The following is an 18,697-nucleotide window of genomic DNA, read 5'->3' as shown; positions in this document are numbered from 1 at the left end:
TCCTATGCCTGATACCACAGGCCATATGGCATCGGCTATTCCAATCGAAATTTTTCGGTTGCGCGCCGTTCGCTCCCGGAGCGCCGATCGTACCTGTTCTGCGAAAACGTCTCATCCGTTCCATTATCTTCGTGTGAGGTAAAACATTCCTCTCGACCGCCGTGTTCAAAAGTTACAGTTTTGTGACAAAAAAGCATTTTAAAACAAATAAATAAGTTAGTGATCACGTGTGCATTTTTTCGTTGACAAAACGCCTTTTAAGACTGATCATGCATTCCAAGGTCGAGCAGGATATGGAATTTTTATTCCACATCCGTTTTGCCGGCGATGTTTTCGGGAGGAGCTGGGATCATCGTTATTGGCGGGTTCGGCACCCGCTTCAGAAGCATTGATGCATTGCTGAAGGTCAACGCACGCGCCGCCTGTTTCGCAGGCTGCGCGAAGGCAGATGCTTGCCGGCGTGTCGGGGCAATGGCGTGGCCATACGGGGAGAGATAATGGCTCTTTTAAGTGAATCAACGAAGGCGGAGGCATTGGGGCGTCCCCCTGCGACCGCGCCTTCGGCATGGCAGGCCTGGCGATACCGCCTCAAGGTCGCGCTCCGGGAGCCGACGACGCTGATCGGCGTTCTGACGGCCCTGCTTTTTACCTATCTGATCGTCGTTCCGATCATTTCGATTATTCTCGACGCCGTCCGCGTCCAGTTCGGCCATGAACGGCGTCTTGGCAAGGATGTTGGCGACCTCACGCTTTATTATCTCGACAGGGCGTTTTTCTCGCCTGTCGCGACAGACCTTTTCTGGCGGCCGCTCTTTAACACGCTGACAGTGGCTTTCGGGGCGATCGCGCTTTCGCTGGTCATCGGCACCGTGCTTGCTTGGCTTATCAGCCGTACGGACATGTTCGGTCGACGCTGGTTCGCCACCGCGCTGATCGTGCCCTATATGTTGCCGGCCTGGACCTTCGCGCTGGCATGGACGACCCTGTTCAAGAACCGCACCGTTGGCGGCCAGCCCGGCTGGTTCGAGGCTATCGGCCTCACACCACCGGACTGGGTTGCCTATGGGCGTTTCCCGATCACCATCATCCTTGCCCTGCATTATACGCCTTTCGTCATCCTGCTGTTCGGCTCGGCACTTCGCCGCTTCGATTCGCAGCTTGAAGATTCCGCGCGTATTCTCGGCGCTCATCGTTATCAGGTGGCCTTGCAGGTCATCCTGCCGCTGATGCGCCCGGCGCTGCTGTCTTCCATGGTGCTGATCTTTGCGAAGTGCCTTGGTGAGTTCGGCGTACCCTATGTTCTCGGGCTGCCCGTGAAGTTCGAAGTCCTGTCCACCTCGCTGTTCCGCAGCATCGCCTCGCGCCAGACCGGTGTTGCCGGTGTCGTTGCGGCCTCGATCATGCTCATCGGCATCATCACGCTGATGATCGATGCCCGCCTCGTTCGCGAAGCGCGCCGGTTCGTGACCATCGGTTCGAAAGGCTCGATGAACCGGCAAAACCGCCTCGGCAAGATGCGGCTTCCGGCAACCGGCTTTGCGGCTGCCATCTTCATCCTCAGCGTCGGTCTGCCGCTTCTGACGCTGGCGCTCTCGACCATCATGAAAATGCCGGCCAAATTCACGCTCGACAACTTCACGCTCGATTACTGGATTGGCACCAACCTCAACACCGTGGCTTTGCAGACCGGCGTGCTCCTGAGCCCCGATCTCTGGGCGGCGGCGAAAAACACGATGATGATCGTCGGGCTTGCCTCGCTGACATCGGGCGTTCTCGGTCTCCTGGTCGGTTATGTCGTCATCCGCACGCCGGTGCGCGCCCTGTCGGTCTATCTGCGACAGGTAACGTTCCTGCCCTATCTCGTGCCCGGCATCGCTTTTGCCGCCGCCTATCTGTCGCTGTTTGCCGTTCCGCGCGGGCCGATGCCGGCGCTCTATGGCACGGTGACGATCCTTATCCTGGCGCTGATTGCCGACCAGATGCCCTATGCCTCACGCGCCGGCATCTCGGCCATGACGCAGCTTGGAAAGGACCCGGAAGAGGCGGCGCAGATTGCAGGGGCCGGCTGGTTCCGCCGCATGATCTCCATCGTCATCCCGATCCAGAAGGGATCGCTGGTGACGGGGGTTCTGTTGCCCTTCATTTCGGGCATCAAGGGCTTGAGCCTTTTCGTCATCCTCGCCGTGCCGAGCACGGACGTGCTGACCACCTATTCGCTGCGGCTGGTCGACTACCATTACACGCAGGCCGCCAACGCCGTGGTGCTGATCATCGCCGGCATCGCCTATTTCGGCACGCTGTTGGCCCAGAAACTGACCCGCACAAATCTTGCAGAAGGACTTGGAAGCTGATGCCTACCATCAACCTGCGCGGTGCGCAGAAAAACTACGGTGTAAATTCCGCAAATGCGGTTTCCGATCTCGATCTTGAAATCCGTGACGGCGAATTCATGTGCCTGCTCGGCCCTTCCGGCTGCGGCAAGACCACGACACTGCGGATGATCGCCGGCCTCGAAAACCTCTCCGGCGGGGAAATCCGCGTCGGCGACCGGGTGATCGATTCCGTTACCGATGGCATCTTCGTGCCGCCGGAAAAGCGTGAAATGGGCCTGGTCTTCCAGAGCTATGCGCTGTGGCCGCATTTGACGATCGAGCGCAACACGGATTTCGGCCTGCGTCTGCGCAAGCTGCCGAAGGCCGAACGTGAAGCCCGTGTCGAGCGCGTCATGCAGGCGCTCGACATTGCCAAATATCGCGACCGTTACCCGTCGCAGCTTTCCGGTGGCCAGCAGCAGCGCGTGGCGCTTGCCCGCATGCTGGCCGTCAATCCCGGCGTTCTGCTTCTGGACGAGCCGCTGTCCAATCTGGATGCCCGGCTGCGGCTGGAAATGCGCGCCGAGCTGAAGCGGCTGCACAAGGAGTTCAAGACCACCATCGTCTTCGTGACGCACGACCAGTGGGAAGCCATGACGCTTGCCACCACCATCGCCGTCATGAACGAGGGCACGCTGCAGCAGATGGGCACGCCGAACGACATCTATGATCGTCCGGCCAACCGCTTCGTCGCCGAATTCGTCGGCAGCCCGCCGATCAATATCCTGACCTTCGGCCAGCCCGGCGTCTCGGATGTTGCCGACAAGGCGGAAGCCTATTTTGCAGCGCGTTATCCGCAGCTGCGCGGCATTGCCTCTATCGGTATGCGGCCGGAGGCGATGGGTTATGCGATGAAGCCTGAGGATGTGCCGCAGGGCAGCTTCTCCGGCGAGATGACGGTAACGGGCGTATTGCCAACCGGCGGCAGCTGGATTCTCGAACTCAGAAGCGAAAACCACACGCTGTTCCTGACCACCCATTCCCTGCCGCGTATCGACAGTGGCGACCGCGTGTTCTTCCACGTGCCGTCCGAGGCCCTGCACGCCTTTGACGCCAAGGGGCAGCGGATCACCGAGGCGGACGCCGTTCTACGCAACAGCACCTACAACTGAAAACGCCGATAAAGACGGCTGAAGGAGAAACAGTATGAAGCGGACAATGACGGGTTTGAGCCGGCTGTTATGTGCAACGGCAATTGTTGCGACGTTTGGCAGCGCGGCGAAGGCGGAAGAGCCGTTCGACCTCGATGCCCTGATCGAGGCGGCAAAAAAGGAAAAGCCGATCACCGTTTACGACAGCACCGGCAAGATCGTCGAAATGGCGAAGAACTTTGCCGCGAAATATGGTGTCGGTGCCGAGGGCGCGAAGGTCAAGGCCTCGGCTCAGCTGGAGATGATCATCCGTGAGGCGCGCGCCAACAATATTCAGGGCGATGTCTCGATCATCAGCGATGCGCCGGCGGCGATGGCGCAGCTTATTCCGATGGGTTTTGTCGAAAGCTGGCTGCCGCCGGATATGGCCGGCAATATTCCGCCGGAATATCAGGATCCGCTCACCGTCGTCACCAGCGCCAATGTCTGGGCCTATAATAGCGAGCTTCTCGACAAATGCCCCGTTTCCAACATCTGGGAACTGACCGACCCGAAGTGGAAGGGTAAGGTGGCGATGCAGGATCCGCTCGGCAAGGCCTCCTATGTCGACTGGTTCAACCAGATGGCCAGCCACGGCGACGGTGAAGTGAAGGCGGCCTATAAGGCGCTTTACGGCAAGGACCTCGAAACCGGGGAAAAGAGCGCAACCGCGGCATGGGTGAAGGCGCTTGCCGCCAACGCTCCGCTGCTGACCGATGCCGATGCGGCCGCCGCCGAAGCCGTTGGCGCTCCCGGCCAGAAGGAGCCCTTCATGGGCCTCATCAGCTCGGCGAAGTTCCGCGACAATGCCGAGAAGGGCATGAAACTTGGCCTCTGCAAGGAGCTGAAACCGTGGGTCGGCTGGCTCTATCCGGGTGTCGGCCTGATTACCAAGGGCACGAACAGCCCGAATGCGGCAAAGCTCTTCATCCATTACGTCATGACCGCCGAAGGCATCGCGCCGCAGGCGATCGACGGCAAGATGTCGACCAACAAGGAAGTGAGCCTGCCGGCCGACGAGCCTTCGGGTATCGGCGCCGTTCTCGATGACATTCTGCCCTACAGCATGGCGACCAGCCTCGACGACTGGGATGCGCGTGAAACCTGGCAGGACTTCTGGCGCGTGAACTACAAAAAATAACGGGGGGACCAACTGGTGACGATCACTACTCAGAACAGGAATGGCAATGAGCGCAGGCGGCGGGGGACCGCCTCCGCAATTTGCCTTGGCTTCTCGCTGGCACTCAGCGGGGTCGCCTATGCGCAGGACGCATTTAATCTCGATGCGCTCATTGATGCCGCGAAGAAGGAAAAGCCGATCACCGTTTATGCGGTGACCGGCAAGATCGTTGATACTGCGCAGGCCTTCACCGCCAAATACGGCGTGCAGGCGAGCGGCAAGAAGGTGAACGAGGCGACGCAGGTTGAGCTGATGATCCGCGAGCATCGGGCCGGCAATGTCGTCGGCGATGTCAGTGTCGCAACCGATGTCGCCTCCGCCATGGGCGAGCTTCTGCCGGAGGGCATAGTCACCAGTTGGGCACCGCCGGATATGGAAGGCGATATTCCGCAAAAGCTGCGCGATCCGCTCGTGGTCGTCTCGGACCCGCATGTGTGGACCTACAATACCGAGAAATACGACACATGCCCGGTCACCAACATCTGGCAGCTGACGGAGCCGAAGTGGAAGGGCAAGCTTGCCATGCTCGACCTCTTCGACAAGCCGCTTTATGCCGACTGGTTCAACCAGATCGAAACCCACCACGATGCCGATGTCGCTAGGGCTTATGAGGATCTTTACGGCAAGAAGCTGGAAACGGGCGAAAAAAGCGCAACGGCGGCCTGGGTGAAAGCCTTTGCCGAAAATGCGCCCCTGCTGACGGATTCGAGTTCGGTTGCGGATGCGGCCGGTGCGCCGGGGCAGACCGATCCTTTCTTCGTCATCACTTCGGTGGCGAAATATCGTGACAACGAGGCCAAGGGGCTGAAGCTCGGGCTTTGCAGCGGCGTAAAGCCCTTTTCCGGCTTTCTCTACCCCGGCTTCGGTCTGATTGCCGGTCAGACGAAAAGCCCGAATGCGGCAAAACTTTTCCTGCATTACCTGATGACGGAAGAGGGCATCGCACCCCAGACCGCTGACGGCAAACTCTCCGGCAATACAAAAATCGCCCTGCCGGCGGATGAACCCTCGAAGGTTGCCGATCATCTCGATGAGCTGATGGCGTTCGATGCCGCAACGGCGGCCGACGACCTCGACAAGCGTGAAGGCTGGCAGGATTTCTGGCGGGTAAACTACAAAAAATAAACGGAAGGCGGGCGCCAAGCCCGCCTGTCTTTTCCTTGGGAGGGGAAACGATGAAAAGAACAAATTTGAGAGCGGTGTCAGCCATTGCTGCGGCAATGATCGGATTGTCTGCCATGGCTGCTGCGGCCGAAGAGGCCTTCGATCTGGATAAGATCCTGGCGGCGGCAAAGCAGGAAAAGCCGATCAATATCTATGACAGCACCGGCAAGATCGTCGAGATGGCCGATAAGTTCAGCGCGAAATACGGGCTGAAGGCAACGGGTGTGAAGGTCTCGGCCAATAGCCAGCTGGAGATGATCATCCGTGAAAGCCAGTCCGGCAACGTGCAGGGCGATGTGGTGCTGATCACCGACGCGCCATCGGCGCTCGCCCAGCTTCTGCCGGCGGGTTTTGTCGAGAATTACCTGCCGGGCGACATGGCCTCGAAAATCCCGGCGCAGTTTCAGAACCCGCTGGCCATTTCCACCAACGCCAATGTCTGGGCCTATAATACCGAAGCCCATGACAAATGCCCGGTGGGCAACATCTGGGAACTGACCGAGCCGAAATGGAAAGGCAAGGTCGCCATGGTCGATCCCTTGAGCAAGAGCACCTATACGGACTGGTTCAACCAGCTCGAAGCGCACGGCAATGAAAAGGTGGCGGCAGCCTACAAGGCCCATTCCGGCAAGGAGATGGAGGAGAAGGGCGCGGCAGCCGCCTGGATCAAGGCGATGGCTGCAAACGGCCCGCTTGCCACCGAAGGTGACGACCCGGTGGCGGAGGCGGTCGGCGCTCCCGGCCAGAAACAGCCCTTCTTCGGCCTGCTCAGTTCGGCAAAGTTCCGCGACAATGCCGATAAGGGCTACAAGCTCGGCCTCTGCACCGATCTCGATCCCTGGGTCGGCTGGACCTATATCAAGCTCGGCCTGATGGCTACCAAGACCAGAAGCCCGAACACGGCCAAGCTCTTCATTCACTACGTCCTGACGGAAGAGGGCATCGCCCCGCAGATGAAGGACGGCAAGCTGCCGACCAATACCGACATCCAGATGCCGGCTGACGAGCCTTCGGGGCTGATGAAGGTCGCCGACAGGCTGATGGGTTACGATTCCGCCACCGGTCTCGATGATTTCGACCGGCGCGAGGAGTGGCAGGATTTCTGGCGCGTCAATTACAGGAAATAATCCCGGCTGGCGCGGCATGAACCGCGCCGCCGCCTCTTTCTCATGGGAATGAACAGACTGGATATGCCGATGCAGACATCACGCTCCACCGAACGGGAACCTGAAAATGAGAAGGCGCTTGCCCACTCCGTGCGGCTGATGGAAATCGCCGAGACCGCCGCACGTGCGGTGCGTGATCCGCTGCTGGCCGCGTTTCGCTCCGATATGGCCGTAGACTACAAGGTCGATCTCCACGATATCGTCACCATTCACGACAAACGGGCCGAAGCCGCCATCCGCGCCGTCATTCTCGAAAGGGAGCCCAATTCGGCGATCATGGGTGAAGAAGGCGGACAGATCGGCAGCGGCGCGGTACAATGGTATGTCGACCCGATTGACGGTACGGCGAATTTCGCCCGCGGCCTTGCCTTCTGGTGTGTCTCCATCGCCGCCGTCATCGACGGGAAAACCGTTGCCGGGGTGGTCTATGATCCCGTGACAGACCAGATGTTTTCCGCCGAACTCAAGGCTTCCTATCTGAACGGCGAAAGGCTGCAGTCCCGCAGCGTCGCAGATGAGACGCGCGCGACGCTGATCACCGGCTACCCCGTTTCGCGCGATTTCCGGCTGGATGGGCGGGATGTGGCGCTTGCCAATTTCGGCACTCTTGCCGAGACCTTTTCGACATTGCGCCGGCCCGGCAGCGCCGCACTCAGCATCGCCCATGTCGCGGCCGGCTGGACGGATGCGGCCGCCGGTTTCGGCGTCAATGCCTGGGATGTGGCCGCCGCCATTCTCATCCTCAGGAATGCCGGCGGAACCTATGAGCAGCTGACCCTCGGAAAAGTGGCGGAGGGTTCCGCCGATTTCCTCTGCCCCGGCTATATCGCCACGGGCGAGGGGGCGAGCTATCCAACATTGAACCGGGTGGCACGATCCATATCCGAAGGCCGCATCGCCAATGCCGCGATACGGCTGAACCAAACGACCGCGAAGTTCTGAAGACGTTATAAATGACGGCGGCCATATAGGCGCCGATGGAGACATGACATGCCGCAACCGCAACAGACCCCAGCCCGAGAGCCGGAAAGCGGCGAATTGCCGAAGCTCAGCCGCATCTATGAGCGGCATCCGCTTTATGGCGTCGATCTGTTCATTTCGGGCAAGGAGGGCGCGAGCGACCTTAATCTCCTGCGCCAGAACGGCATCACCACCGTCGTCAATTGCGCCGTCAATCTGGACTTCAATTTCGTGGAGCAGTCACAGGTCGTTTCCGATCATGAAGGCAGTGTCTATGGGCCGGGCGAAATCCGCTACTACAAGATCGGCCTGATCGACGGCGCCGGAAATCCCGATACACAGATGGTGGCGGCCCACTATATCCTGCGCGCGGCGCTGGAGCAGATATTGCCCGACAAGCCGTCCTATCCTCGTCGGGAACGCGGCAACGTGCTCATCAATTGCCGGGGTGGCCGTTCGCGCTCCGTCGCCGTTGTCGCGCTTTTTCTGCATCTGACGCTGCCGGTGGAGTTTCCGACACTCGATGATGCCATCGGATTTGTGCGGGTGAAGCGCGAACTGCCGGAAAACGAATGGTTCAAGGCGCCGAAACCCGTGCTTGCGGATGCCGCCCGCCGTGCCGCTGGCTGGATCGCGATGATCGACGCCGCGCACTGAAGAGAGGCTGCCGTTGCGTCACCTGATTTGGGGGATGCGGCGCACCTGCGGTGTGAGACCCGCCAGATAGGCCGAGAGGTTGCCAGTCAGCATCCTCCCGGCTTTTCGGTCTTAGGCTTCGTTCACCGCGTTGTTCCATGCCCGGACCTTCTCGATGTTCCGTTCCGAGCGGGATACGATCTCGAAAGCGAAGCCGTCGCCGGAAACCCGCTCGCCGACTTCGGGAAGGCGATTGAGACGCCACAGGATGTAGCCTGCCACGGTGGAGTAGCGGTCGGCCTCATCCACCAGATCGATGTCGAGAAGGTAGGATGCCCTTCTGACATCGACGGCGCCGTCGATAAGCCAGGAGCCGTCTTCGGCCTTTTCCGAAATCAGCAGCTCCTCGCCCTCATCAGGGAATTCGCCGGCGATCGCCTCGAGAATATCCGTCGGCGTGGCGATACCCTGCAGCGTACCGTATTCATCGATGATGACGGCCATCTGCAACGGAGACTTGCGCAGCTGTTCCATGACCTGCAGGGCGGTGGCGCTCTCATGCACCACAAGCGGCTGCCGCAGCGAGCTTTCGAGATTCAGGCTGCCGTCACGCAGAAGATCGCGCAGCAGGTCCTTCGTGGCGGCAACGCCGACAAAGGAGTCCAGCTTGCCTTGCGCCAGCATCAACCGGGAATGGTCGAGTTCCAGCAGGCGGTGGCGCAGCGTCTCCGGGTCGGCGTCGATATCCAGCCAGTCGATCTCGGTGCGTGGCGTCATGATCGACACGACGGGGCGCTCGGCAAGTGTCAGCACGCCGCGGATCATGTCCTTTTCTTCGGATTTGAACAGGTCGCTGAGGGTGGCCTGTTCGGCGATAAGATCGGCCGTCTCGCCAAGCGGCTGCTCACCGATCCGGCCGCCGAGAAGCCGCAGGATGGCGTCGGAGGTGCGTTCACGCATATCACCGGCGGTGATGCGCTTTTCGCGGTTGCGCCTGCCAAGCTGGTTCGCCGCCTCAATGAGCACGGAAAAGCCGATGGCCGCATAGAGGTAACCCTTCGGAAGATGGAAACCGAAACCTTCGACGATCAGGCTGAAGCCGATCATCAACAGGAAGCCAAGGCAGAGAATGACCACGGTCGGATGTTTCGACACGAATGTCATCAGCGGCCTGGAGGCCGCCATCATCACCGCCATGGCCACGCAGACGGCGGTGATCATCACCCAGAGATTATTGACCATGCCGACGGCGGTGATGACGCTGTCGAGCGAGAACACGGCATCGAGCACGACGATCTGCACGATGACCTGCCAGAAGACGGCATGGACCACCTTGCCTTCTTTCGGCTTATGCCCGCCCTCCAGCCGCTCGTGCAGTTCCAGGGTTCCCTTGGCAAGCAGGAACGCACCGCCGAGGATGAGGATGAGGTCGCGCCCCGAGAAGGAGAAGTCCGCGACGGTGAACAGCGGCCGTGTCAGTGTGACGATCCACGAGATCGAGAACAGCAGCAGGATGCGCATGACAAGCGCCAGCGACAGACCGATGATGCGCGCCCTGTGGCGTTGGTGTGGTGGCAGCTTGTCGGCAAGGATCGCGATGAAGACGAGATTGTCGATGCCGAGGACGACTTCGAGAACGATAAGGGTGACGAGGCCGATCCAGATGTTCGGATCTGCGAGGAATTCCATGTTCAGGAGCCTTTATGGGAATGGGTGCGAACGCGCAAAGCCCCGGACCGAACATCCGAGGCTGAAAGCTGTCGCGTTGAGGGAAACAAGAAAATCCGAGGCTGGCTTCGCGTCACGCGAGCCAGCCTCGTTCGGTGTCGACTACTGTCGGTACTGTCGCCTTCGTCAGGCATGGGGTGAATTTATCCCGCTATCCGTGAATTCTTGTGCTGGCCGAATTAGCAGATTTTCATCGGACAGAAAAGCGTTTTCATTCATCCCGACCGGATGTGGGCCATTGATGCCGGGTGTGGAATGTTTGCGAAGCGGCGGAATTTGCCTGCCTGGTACCATCACCGCGCGCGGCTTGGCCTCTTTCTGGCGGGGGTCATGCGTCGCGTGATCCAGGCGCCGGCGAAGGCGATCAGAATGGCGATTACCGTCGCCAGAACCGCAAGGCCCAGCCAGTGGACCTCTGTGAGTTCGCCAAACTGTTCCGCGCCCTTTGCCGCGAGCCAGCCCGGGGCAAGCAGCACAGGCACCCAGAGAATGGCGGAGGCGATGTTGGCAGCCTGGAAGCGGCGTTGATCCATCCCGATCATGCCCGCGACCAGAGGAACCGTGCAGCGCAAAGGTCCGAAAAAACGGCCGAAGAACACGGCAAAGAAGCCGTATTTCCGGAAAAAGAGCCGCACCCGCGCGACCCGTTCGCGATAGTGCCGCAATGGCCATCGATGAACCACGCTCGGCCCCAGCCATTTGCCCATCATGTAGGATATGATATCGCCGAGTACCGCGCCGATGATTGCTCCTGTGACCACGGGAAAGGGGTCGATGACGCCGCTGCCGACCAGCCCACCGATCAGGAGCATCAGCGCCGTGGCCGGAATTATGAGCCCGAGAATGACGATCGACTCCCCGAAGGCAATGAAGCCGACAATCGCGCCCGCCCATGCCTGATGTGTGCGAATGAAGGTTTCCGTTGCTTCGAGAAGACTGTCCAAATCGAACTCCGCAGATATTCACGATGACGAAATTGTTACCGCCGCCCGAACCGCCGCCGGTGGCACGGCCGGATCAGTCAATGCTTGACGAGACGGCGGTAAGACTTGTTGCTATCGCGTTTTCCCGCCGATGTCCGATGTCGTTCGCTGGTCTACGGCCTTGCCATCGAGAATGCTTTTGAGGACATCGAGGCGGTCGTTGATCAGCCATCCATAATAGTTTTCGACCGGCAGGCGGGTTTTTGCGCCTGCATCCACGGCTGCCCGCAGGCGTTCGGCGCGCCGCCTCGGCTGGCCGACATTGTAAAGCGTGGCGGTAATGCCGGGATTGCCCGAGATGTCGAAGCCTTTTTCCCTGTAGGCGTCGATGGAATCCCTGATGATGGCGGCGATGTAGATGATGCTGCGGTCGGGGTCCATGACGTCGCGGTAGATTTCCTTCGGCCTGTCCGCCGAGAGTTTCGGCAGGCCGCTCGTTCTGTTGACGAGGTCGGTGACCTGCAACGCCGTCAGTGGGCTGATCTGGCCAAGACCGAAGGTCTGCCCGGCATAAAAGGGCTGGAAGAAGGCACGCTGGAACGAGATGGCCTCGTAGCTGGCGCCATCCACCACCTTGCCGCGGAAATCCTCGTCCCAGACGGTATCGCGGCAGCTCCATTGTTCGGAGGTGGTGGCAAGCGGCTCGCAGGACCGGAATTCCGGCCGCTGGAGGAATGTCTTCAGGGAAACGCCATTATAGCTGAATTTGATATCGAGTTCGGCGTAGGAAATGGCCTTGACGTAATAGGTCTGCAGGCGATCCACGGCCGAGACGTTGAAGGTGTGCTCGCCGACGATGGCGCCGACAATGTGGATCGGGTCGATGCCATAGGCTGCCGCCGCCTTCTTGATCTTGCCGACGAGGGCGGGCTCGCTGTTCAGGAGATCAATCGTCTTGCGGAATTTTTCCTCGTAGGTCGTATAGAAAGCCTTGGTCCGGATCGCCGAGGCTCTCGGTATTTCCGGCTGCTCCGCCGAGCGGTTTCCGGGGGGAACGACAGTCATCTGCTGCGCCACCGCGTAATTGGGAAGGCAGGCCAATGTCAGAATGACGGTGGCTGCGCGGGTGATCTTCGCAAACAGGCTCATGCAGCGTTCTCTGTAATGTGGATTTATTGCGGTGACGGCTCCTTCATAGGCAGGCCCACCATGCATGGCAAGTTGCCGCCGCTCACATTACCGTTGCCGGTGCCACGAGGGGCGTGGACGGTGCGAGGGGAGGAAAACGCCGCTATTATCGGTATCGTTAAAAGTCGAGTGATTTGTTTCAAGTGAAGTCAAGCCGGTAGCGGTAGGTCATGTCATCAGGAGATGGACATGACCTATTTCAAAAAAATACTGCAAGCATGTTTTCTGCTGACCGCTGTGGGCCTGCTTTCGCCGGCAGAGGCTTCGCCCTCGATGTCGACGGGTGCGATCACCTCGCAGCCGGTGGGGCACTATGAATTCTGCCAGCGGCATTCGGCGGAGTGTCAGCCCGTGAAGGCCATGCCGCCGCTTCATCTCACGCCCGACAACTGGAAAACCATCGTTTCCGTCAACAGCACCGTCAATGTCGAAATCGACCAGCGTTCCGATATGGAAGTATGGGGTTACGAGGACTATTGGGAATATCCCTACAAGGGTGCCGGGGATTGCGATGACATCGTGCTGGAAAAGCGCAAGCGCCTGATGGATATCGGCCTGCCGGCCTCCAACCTGCTGATCACCGTTGTCCGTGACGAGCGGGGAGATGGTCATGCCGTCCTCACGGTAAGGACGGATCGCGGCGATTTCATTCTCGACAATATGAAGCCGAAAATCCTCCGCTGGGACGAGACGCCCTATAGCTATCTCAAGCGTCAATCCACCAACCATGCCGGTCGCTGGGTGGATATTGATGGCTCCGGTTCGCCGGCCATCGCCGCGCGGGAGGTCGATCGTGGCACCGCCGTGCCCGCAACCACCGCGCGCCGCAACATCATCGATCTGTTCAGGAACCGCTGAACCAGCGGTTTCCGGGAACCTGCTGCAACACCTAGTCCTGATGTTTCAGGGCATCGACTGCGGCTTCGGCGCGCGCGGCCGCCTCCCTTGCTTCACGCGCAGCATCGGAGGCTGCTTCAGGATCGGTGGAGGAACCATCATAGCCGCCCATGGCGCGCTCCCCTATGCCGATGTGAAAATCCTTCAGCTGGAAAGCGGCAAATGCCAGAAGGGCGGCAATGCCAATAAGCAACCATGTCTTCCTGTTCAGGTTCATTCGCGTTTCCCCGATCATCAGTCGGTGATGTGCAATTCGATCGCCTGTGACGAGAAGCAACCGATGAAGCAGGATATCGGGTCGCCGTCCGTCGTCTGGTCTATCGCGGTATAGGCGAGGACCGGCAGGGATTTCGACGATTTGAGGAAATGATGTTCGTGCGGAGCGGGCAGCCTTGCGACGACGATTGTTTTTGCACGGTGATAGTCATTCACGCCGAACCGTTTCAGCGTTTCGCTGATCGATCCAAGTTCCTCGAAAATCTCCGGAAAGCCGGAAAACCGTGTCGCGCAACAAAAGCGCGTGCCGATGCCGATGGGGTGGCCGTTGGCGTAGGCGCCGATTTCCAGGGCGATCAGCGGCGCTTTTGCACCAAGACCAAGAGCTGCCGCGACGTCTTGCGTCGCCGGTTCAAGCCACCAGCGCAGCAGTTTGCGTTCCGGGCGCGCATTCACGGCTTCAAGATTGCGGTCGAAATGCACGCGGCGGCCAACGACGTAAGGGATCGGCGCTTCGCTGACAAATGTGCCGCTGCCGTGCAGAATGCGCAGCAGGCCTTGTTCTTCCAGTGATGCCAGCGCGCGGCGCGCGGTCATACGGTTGACGTTGAATTCCCGGGCGATGTCCTGGCTGGAGGGAATTTTTTCGCCGGGCTTCAACTGCCCCTGTTCGATCCGCCCGCGCAATGCGGTGGCGACCTGCCGCCAGAGCGATTGTGTTTCTGATGTTCCTTTGTCCATGCGCGGCGTCCGATTGTCTTGCAGATGTCATATGAATGAGTTTAAAGGTATATACCTCTTATTCGAGGTTTATTCCATTTATAACTCATTCATCCCGGTTGTCCGCGTGAATACCAGTATTTCGCGTTATCGCTACATTGTTTGGGATTTTGAGGGCACCCTTGCCGTTCGCAGGGGACGTTATACCGGCGCGCTGGAGGCCGCAGCGGGAATGGCCGATCCCGCCTTCCTCGGCATGGCTGACAATATCCGTCCGTTTTTGTCCGGCGCGTTTCCCTGGCATCGGGCGGAACTCGCGCATGCCTTTGCGGGAGATGCGGAAGGATGGTGGCGCGCCATTCTCACGGCAGCCGAAGCGGCGCTCGTGGCACTGGGCATGGACCGAGGCATGGTGGCGGAGGTCGCAGAACACTCGCGTGAGATCTATCTCGATCCCGCCGGCTGGGAAATCGATCCGCAGGCGATGCCCGTGCTGGCAAAATTATCCGCGGCCGGCTGGCGTCATGTGATCCTGTCCAATTTTGCGCCGGAACTGCCGTTACTGGTGAAAAGCATCGGGCTCTCCGGTTACATGGATGACGTTTTTTCCTCCGGGCAGATCGGCCTTGAGAAGCCCTCGGTCGCGCTTTTTCGTCATGTGGCCGGGGTTCTGGCGCCGCATCGTGCTTGCTGGATGATTGGCGATAATCCCCATGCCGACATTGCGGGCGGCCGGGCCGCCGGTCTCGCGACCATCTTGCTGCGACCTGAAGGCCCGGGGCCCGGACTTTCGGTCACCAAGCTTTCCGCCATTCCCGCCATCATTTTAGAGGAGAACCGACCATGACATGTTCCGAGGCCATCGCCCTGTCGATGAAAGACAGGCTGCGCCAAATCCCGTCGCTGAAAGCGCCGCTTCCGGAGTGCGATCCGCTTGCGCTGCCCGATACGCCGCAGGACGCTTTCGCCCTGTGGCTGGACGATGCCCTCAATGAAGGTATCCGCGAGCCGCATGCCATGACCTTGTCCACGGTGGACGAGAATGGTTGGCCCGACGCCCGCATGCTGATCCTGAAAAACCTCGATAAGCGCGGCTGGCATTTTGCCGTAAAAGCCGAGAGCCCCAAGGGGCGGCAGATCGAAAACAGGTCGCATGTCGCTTTGACCTTCTACTGGTCTGCGCTCGGACGGCAGGTCCGCCTGCGTGGCCCCGCAATCATGCTTTCCGATGGCGAATGTGCGGAAGATTTTCTCGACCGACCCGTCAGTTCGCGGGCCAGCGCCATCGCCTCGCGGCAAAGCGAAATTCTGGAAGCGGGCGAGGGCCTCGAAAGCCGCATGGCCGAGGCGCAGGCCCTCATCGCGGCCAATCCGGATTATGTTTCGCCGGGATGGCGGGTCTATGCCGTTGCGCCTGTTGTGGCGGAGTTCTGGCAGGGGGCGTCCGACCGCAATCACAAGCGGCTGCGATATGTTCTCGCCGGGGACGGCACGGCATGGGACAGGTCTCTTCTCTGGCCGTGAAACCGACCCGGACCGTTGGAAACCGTTTTGGTTTGCCGACGGTCCGGTGTCTCGCTTGTCTTCGGCTTATCGGCTTGCGAGACCGACGCCCGTTTCCTCATCGAAGAGATGCATATCCGACGGGTTGATATCGAGGCCTATGACCTCGCCGGCTTTGACTTCGCTGCGTCCCTGCACCGCGATGATCAGTTCCGTGGATGTGCCGGTTGTGAGGAATGTGGCCGAGCCGGTGGTTTCCACGGCCGAAACGGGCAGCGTCAATGCCGCGCCATTTGCCGCTACGGGCCTTATGTGCTCCGGCCTGATGCCGACGATCACTTGTTGGCCCGGCGGCAAGGCGGCCGGATTGCTGATTGGTTGCTGCGGCTCGCCTTCGCCGAACCGCAACAGAAGCGAAACGCCATCCGGGCTGACGGTAGCCGGAATGAAATTCATCGCCGGTGAACCGATGAAGCCCGCCACGAAACGATTGACCGGGCGGTCGTATAGTTCCAGCGGCGTGCCCTGCTGTTCGATGATGCCATCGCGCATGACGACGACATGATCGGCCATGGTCATCGCCTCGATCTGATCATGGGTGACATAGACAGAGGTTGCGTGCAGGCGGTCGTGCAGCGCGCGGATTTCCTTGCGCATATGGACGCGCAGCGCCGCGTCGAGATTGGAAAGTGGCTCATCGAACAGGAAGGCCTGCGGATTGCGGATGATCGCCCGGCTCATGGCCACGCGCTGGCGCTGGCCGCCGGAGAGTTCGCGCGGATAACGCTTCATCAGCTTGGAAAGACCTGTTGTGGCGGCAACCTCTTCCGCCGCCTTGCGGGCCTCGGCCTTGGCCACGCCACGCATACGCAGCGAATAGGTGAGGTTTTCCTCCACTGTCATATGCGGGTAGAGCGCATAGGACTGGAACACCATGGCCACATCGCGCTTGCGCGGCGGCACGCCATTCATGAGCGTTCCGGCAATGCGCATGTCGCCGGCCGATATGGTTTCCAGCCCGGCGAGTGAACGTAAAAGGGTGGATTTGCCGCAGCCAGAGGGGCCGACAAGTGCGACGAAGGTGCCCTTCCTGATGGAAAGGTTGATGTTCTTCAGCGCATGGAAGGCGCCGTAATATTTGTTGACGCCGGAAAGTTCGATCTGAAGGGTCATTTGAGCGCTCCTGAGGTCAGGCCGGAAACGATGCGGCGCTGCAAGAGAATGAAGAGGGCGAGAATGGGCGTCACATACATGGTCGCATAGGCCATGATGTTGTTCCATTCGCTGGTATTGGGGCCCATGAAGGAATTGAGGCCGACGCTGGCGGGCTGCAATTCGGCCGCCTGTATCATCGATTTCGAATAGACGAATTCGCCGAAGGCCTGCATGAAAATGAGGATGGCGCTGACGAGAATGCCGTTTCTGGCAAGCGGCAGCACGATATTGAAAAACGCGCCGACCCGGGAGTTGCCATCCACCAGCGCCGCCTCTTCCAGCTCCTGCGGCACGGCCATGAAGGTGGCGCGCACCAGCACGACGAAGAAGGGCATGCTTTTCGCCGCTATCGCGAGGATGACCGAAAGGCGCGGATAATCCAGAAGCCCGAATTGCGAGAAGCCGACGAAGATCGGTGTGATCATCAGCGATGCCGGCAGAACCTGCAGCATGAGGATGAGAAACAGACCGATATCCACCCAGACATTGCGATAGCGGGCCAGCACATAAGCGCAACCGACACCGAGAATGGTGATCAACAGCACCGCGCTGGACGCGATCAGCACCGAGTTCCACAGGTAACGCCCCATGTTGCGGCTGTTCCACACATAGGCATAGGTCTGCCATTGCGGATCGCCGGGCCAGAAGGAGGGCGGGTTGGCGAACATCTCCGAGCCGCTCTTAAGCGATGTCAGATACATCCAGTAAAGCGGGAAGAGGTAGATGATGGCGAGCACGATGGCGATTGCCAGCATCAGGCGATTGCGGTTGGTGGTGCTCATCCGCGCACCTCATGCCGTGTGGAACGCACATAAACGATGGAAGCCAGCATGACGAAAACGATCATGATGACGGAGATCGTTGCGCCCTTGCCGAAATCATATTGCCGGAAGGACAGGTCCCAGGCCCAATATTGCGCCACGTTGGAGCTGTTGTTCGGTCCGCCATCGGTAATGGCGGCGAAAAGATCGAATTGCTGCAACGTGAAGATCAGCCCGAGCGAGACGATCGCGCCGATGGTGGAGCGCATCATCGGCAGGGTAATGGTGTAGAAACGTTGCCAAGCGTTCGCCCCGTCCAGCTCCGCCGCCTCGTAAAGATCGCCGGGGATTGAGGCAAGACCGACGGAAAGCAGGATCATGTTGAAGGAGGTGCCGAGCCAGACATTGGCGATGACGACGGCCCAGAGCGAAAAATTCGCATCCGAACGCCAGAAGATATTGCCCGATATCAGGCCGCTTTCCCGCAGGAAGAAATTCAGCACACCGAAATCGCCGGACAGGATCCAGTTCCAGATGGCGCCGACGACGAGGCCGGGCATGACCCAGGACACGAGGAACAGGCCGCGCAGCCAGGTGGCGCCGGGAAAATTCACCCAGAAGAACAGCGCCAGTCCGAAGCCGATGGCGAACTGTCCGGCAATCGAGGCGACCACGAAGGTGACGGTGTTCATCAGGATCGGCAGGGTTTCCGGCTGCCGGAACAGATCGACGTAATTCTTGAAGCCGACAAACGGGCGCACGAAGGTGCCCAGGCTGAACATGTCGACTTCCTGGAAGCTCATGACAATGTTGTAGATGAGCGGCAGACCCGCCATGACGAACAGGAAGCCCAAGGGCAGGGCGACAAGGACGATGTCGAAACCGCGACCGTCACTGACGCTGGAAAACAGTTTTTTCATGAAACATCCTCGCAAGCT

18 protein-coding genes are annotated in these 18,697 nt (G+C 59.8%); 10 read left to right on the top strand and 8 right to left on the bottom strand.

Annotated features, from left to right (window positions below):
• Positions 1-497 precede the first annotated feature (497 nt).
• The 7 genes from N434_RS14170 (at position 498) to N434_RS14140 (ending at position 8,629) form a co-directional block, all read left to right on the top strand.
• On the top strand, positions 498-2,351 hold the full coding sequence (locus N434_RS14170; protein WP_065117837.1) for an ABC transporter permease: 1,854 nt from the start codon (positions 498-500) through the stop codon (positions 2,349-2,351).
• Positions 2,351-3,484 carry an ABC transporter ATP-binding protein gene (locus N434_RS14165; protein WP_110758757.1) on the top strand — a complete coding sequence of 378 codons (1,134 nt, stop codon included), beginning with the start codon at positions 2,351-2,353 and terminating at the stop codon, positions 3,482-3,484. The genes N434_RS14170 and N434_RS14165 overlap by 1 nt, the downstream gene beginning before the upstream one ends.
• A 34-nt stretch (positions 3,485-3,518) precedes the next feature.
• Positions 3,519-4,643 (top strand): ABC transporter substrate-binding protein, encoded by a 1,125-nt coding sequence (locus N434_RS14160; protein WP_110758755.1) that lies wholly within the window; start codon positions 3,519-3,521, stop codon positions 4,641-4,643.
• A gap of 15 nt (positions 4,644-4,658) precedes the next feature.
• A complete protein-coding gene (locus tag N434_RS14155) occupies positions 4,659-5,807 on the top strand; it encodes an ABC transporter substrate-binding protein (RefSeq protein WP_110758754.1) in 1,149 nt (382 codons plus the stop codon).
• A gap of 95 nt (positions 5,808-5,902) precedes the next feature.
• Positions 5,903-6,973 carry an ABC transporter substrate-binding protein gene (locus N434_RS14150; protein WP_502695776.1) on the top strand — a complete coding sequence of 357 codons (1,071 nt, stop codon included), beginning with the start codon at positions 5,903-5,905 and terminating at the stop codon, positions 6,971-6,973.
• A gap of 63 nt (positions 6,974-7,036) precedes the next feature.
• The gene (locus N434_RS14145; protein ID WP_181423984.1) at positions 7,037-7,954 is read left to right on the top strand and encodes an inositol monophosphatase family protein; all 918 of its coding nucleotides are present in this window, start codon (positions 7,037-7,039) and stop codon (positions 7,952-7,954) included.
• A 48-nt stretch (positions 7,955-8,002) separates the two neighbouring features.
• Complete coding sequence (locus N434_RS14140) at positions 8,003-8,629, top strand: dual specificity protein phosphatase family protein (RefSeq protein WP_065117831.1); 627 nt, start codon at positions 8,003-8,005, stop codon at positions 8,627-8,629.
• Between the two features lie 111 nt (positions 8,630-8,740).
• Here the strand turns inward: N434_RS14140 and N434_RS14135 are convergent, their stop codons facing one another.
• From N434_RS14135 to N434_RS14125, 3 genes are all read right to left on the bottom strand, one after another.
• Positions 8,741-10,297 (bottom strand): TerC family protein, encoded by a 1,557-nt coding sequence (locus tag N434_RS14135; RefSeq protein WP_110758750.1) that lies wholly within the window; start codon positions 10,295-10,297, stop codon positions 8,741-8,743.
• A 332-nt stretch (positions 10,298-10,629) separates the two neighbouring features.
• Entirely contained in the window at positions 10,630-11,280 is a 651-nt protein-coding gene (locus N434_RS14130; RefSeq protein ID WP_110758748.1) for a DedA family protein, read from the bottom strand.
• Between the two features lie 111 nt (positions 11,281-11,391).
• Complete coding sequence (locus tag N434_RS14125) at positions 11,392-12,408, bottom strand: DUF1402 family protein (RefSeq protein ID WP_110758747.1); 1,017 nt, start codon at positions 12,406-12,408, stop codon at positions 11,392-11,394.
• 228 nt (positions 12,409-12,636) lie between these two features.
• Between N434_RS14125 and N434_RS14120 the strand changes: the two genes are divergently transcribed.
• Positions 12,637-13,305 carry a transglutaminase-like cysteine peptidase gene (locus N434_RS14120; RefSeq protein ID WP_065117827.1) on the top strand — a complete coding sequence of 223 codons (669 nt, stop codon included), beginning with the start codon at positions 12,637-12,639 and terminating at the stop codon, positions 13,303-13,305.
• Between the two features lie 31 nt (positions 13,306-13,336).
• Here N434_RS14120 and N434_RS14115 read toward each other — a convergent pair whose 3' ends face one another.
• Positions 13,337-13,561 (bottom strand): hypothetical protein, encoded by a 225-nt coding sequence (locus tag N434_RS14115; protein ID WP_110758912.1) that lies wholly within the window; start codon positions 13,559-13,561, stop codon positions 13,337-13,339.
• Positions 13,562-13,578: 17 nt separating this feature from the next.
• Positions 13,579-14,301 (bottom strand): phosphonate metabolism transcriptional regulator PhnF, encoded by a 723-nt coding sequence (phnF, locus tag N434_RS14110; RefSeq protein WP_110758910.1) that lies wholly within the window; start codon positions 14,299-14,301, stop codon positions 13,579-13,581.
• Between phnF and N434_RS14105 the strand changes: the two genes are divergently transcribed.
• Together N434_RS14105 and N434_RS14100 are read left to right on the top strand one after the other, a co-directional pair.
• Entirely contained in the window at positions 14,300-15,127 is an 828-nt protein-coding gene (locus tag N434_RS14105; RefSeq protein WP_286172264.1) for an HAD family hydrolase, read from the top strand. The two genes, phnF and N434_RS14105, sit on opposite strands and share 2 nt — an antisense overlap.
• Positions 15,124-15,804: a pyridoxine/pyridoxamine 5'-phosphate oxidase gene (locus N434_RS14100; protein ID WP_236771473.1), complete on the top strand. Its 681-nt coding sequence runs from the start codon at positions 15,124-15,126 to the stop codon at positions 15,802-15,804. The genes N434_RS14105 and N434_RS14100 overlap by 4 nt, the downstream gene beginning before the upstream one ends.
• 66 nt (positions 15,805-15,870) lie before the next feature.
• Here the strand turns inward: N434_RS14100 and N434_RS14095 are convergent, their stop codons facing one another.
• The 3 genes from N434_RS14095 to N434_RS14085 are packed head-to-tail and all read right to left on the bottom strand — an operon-like array spanning position 15,871 to position 18,679.
• Complete coding sequence (locus N434_RS14095) at positions 15,871-16,956, bottom strand: ABC transporter ATP-binding protein (RefSeq protein ID WP_110758744.1); 1,086 nt, start codon at positions 16,954-16,956, stop codon at positions 15,871-15,873.
• Entirely contained in the window at positions 16,953-17,780 is an 828-nt protein-coding gene (locus N434_RS14090; protein ID WP_065117822.1) for a carbohydrate ABC transporter permease, read from the bottom strand. The genes N434_RS14095 and N434_RS14090 overlap by 4 nt, the downstream gene beginning before the upstream one ends.
• Complete coding sequence (locus N434_RS14085) at positions 17,777-18,679, bottom strand: carbohydrate ABC transporter permease (RefSeq protein ID WP_110758742.1); 903 nt, start codon at positions 18,677-18,679, stop codon at positions 17,777-17,779. Before N434_RS14085 ends, N434_RS14090 begins: the two co-directional genes overlap by 4 nt.
• Positions 18,680-18,697: the final 18 nt, after the last annotated feature.

It is taken from the genome of Rhizobium sp. UGM030330-04, from assembly GCF_003208455.1.
Taxonomy (GTDB): Bacteria; Pseudomonadota; Alphaproteobacteria; order Rhizobiales; family Rhizobiaceae; genus Agrobacterium; species Agrobacterium rhizogenes_A.
This window is presented reverse-complemented; position numbering and strand designations above follow the sequence as displayed.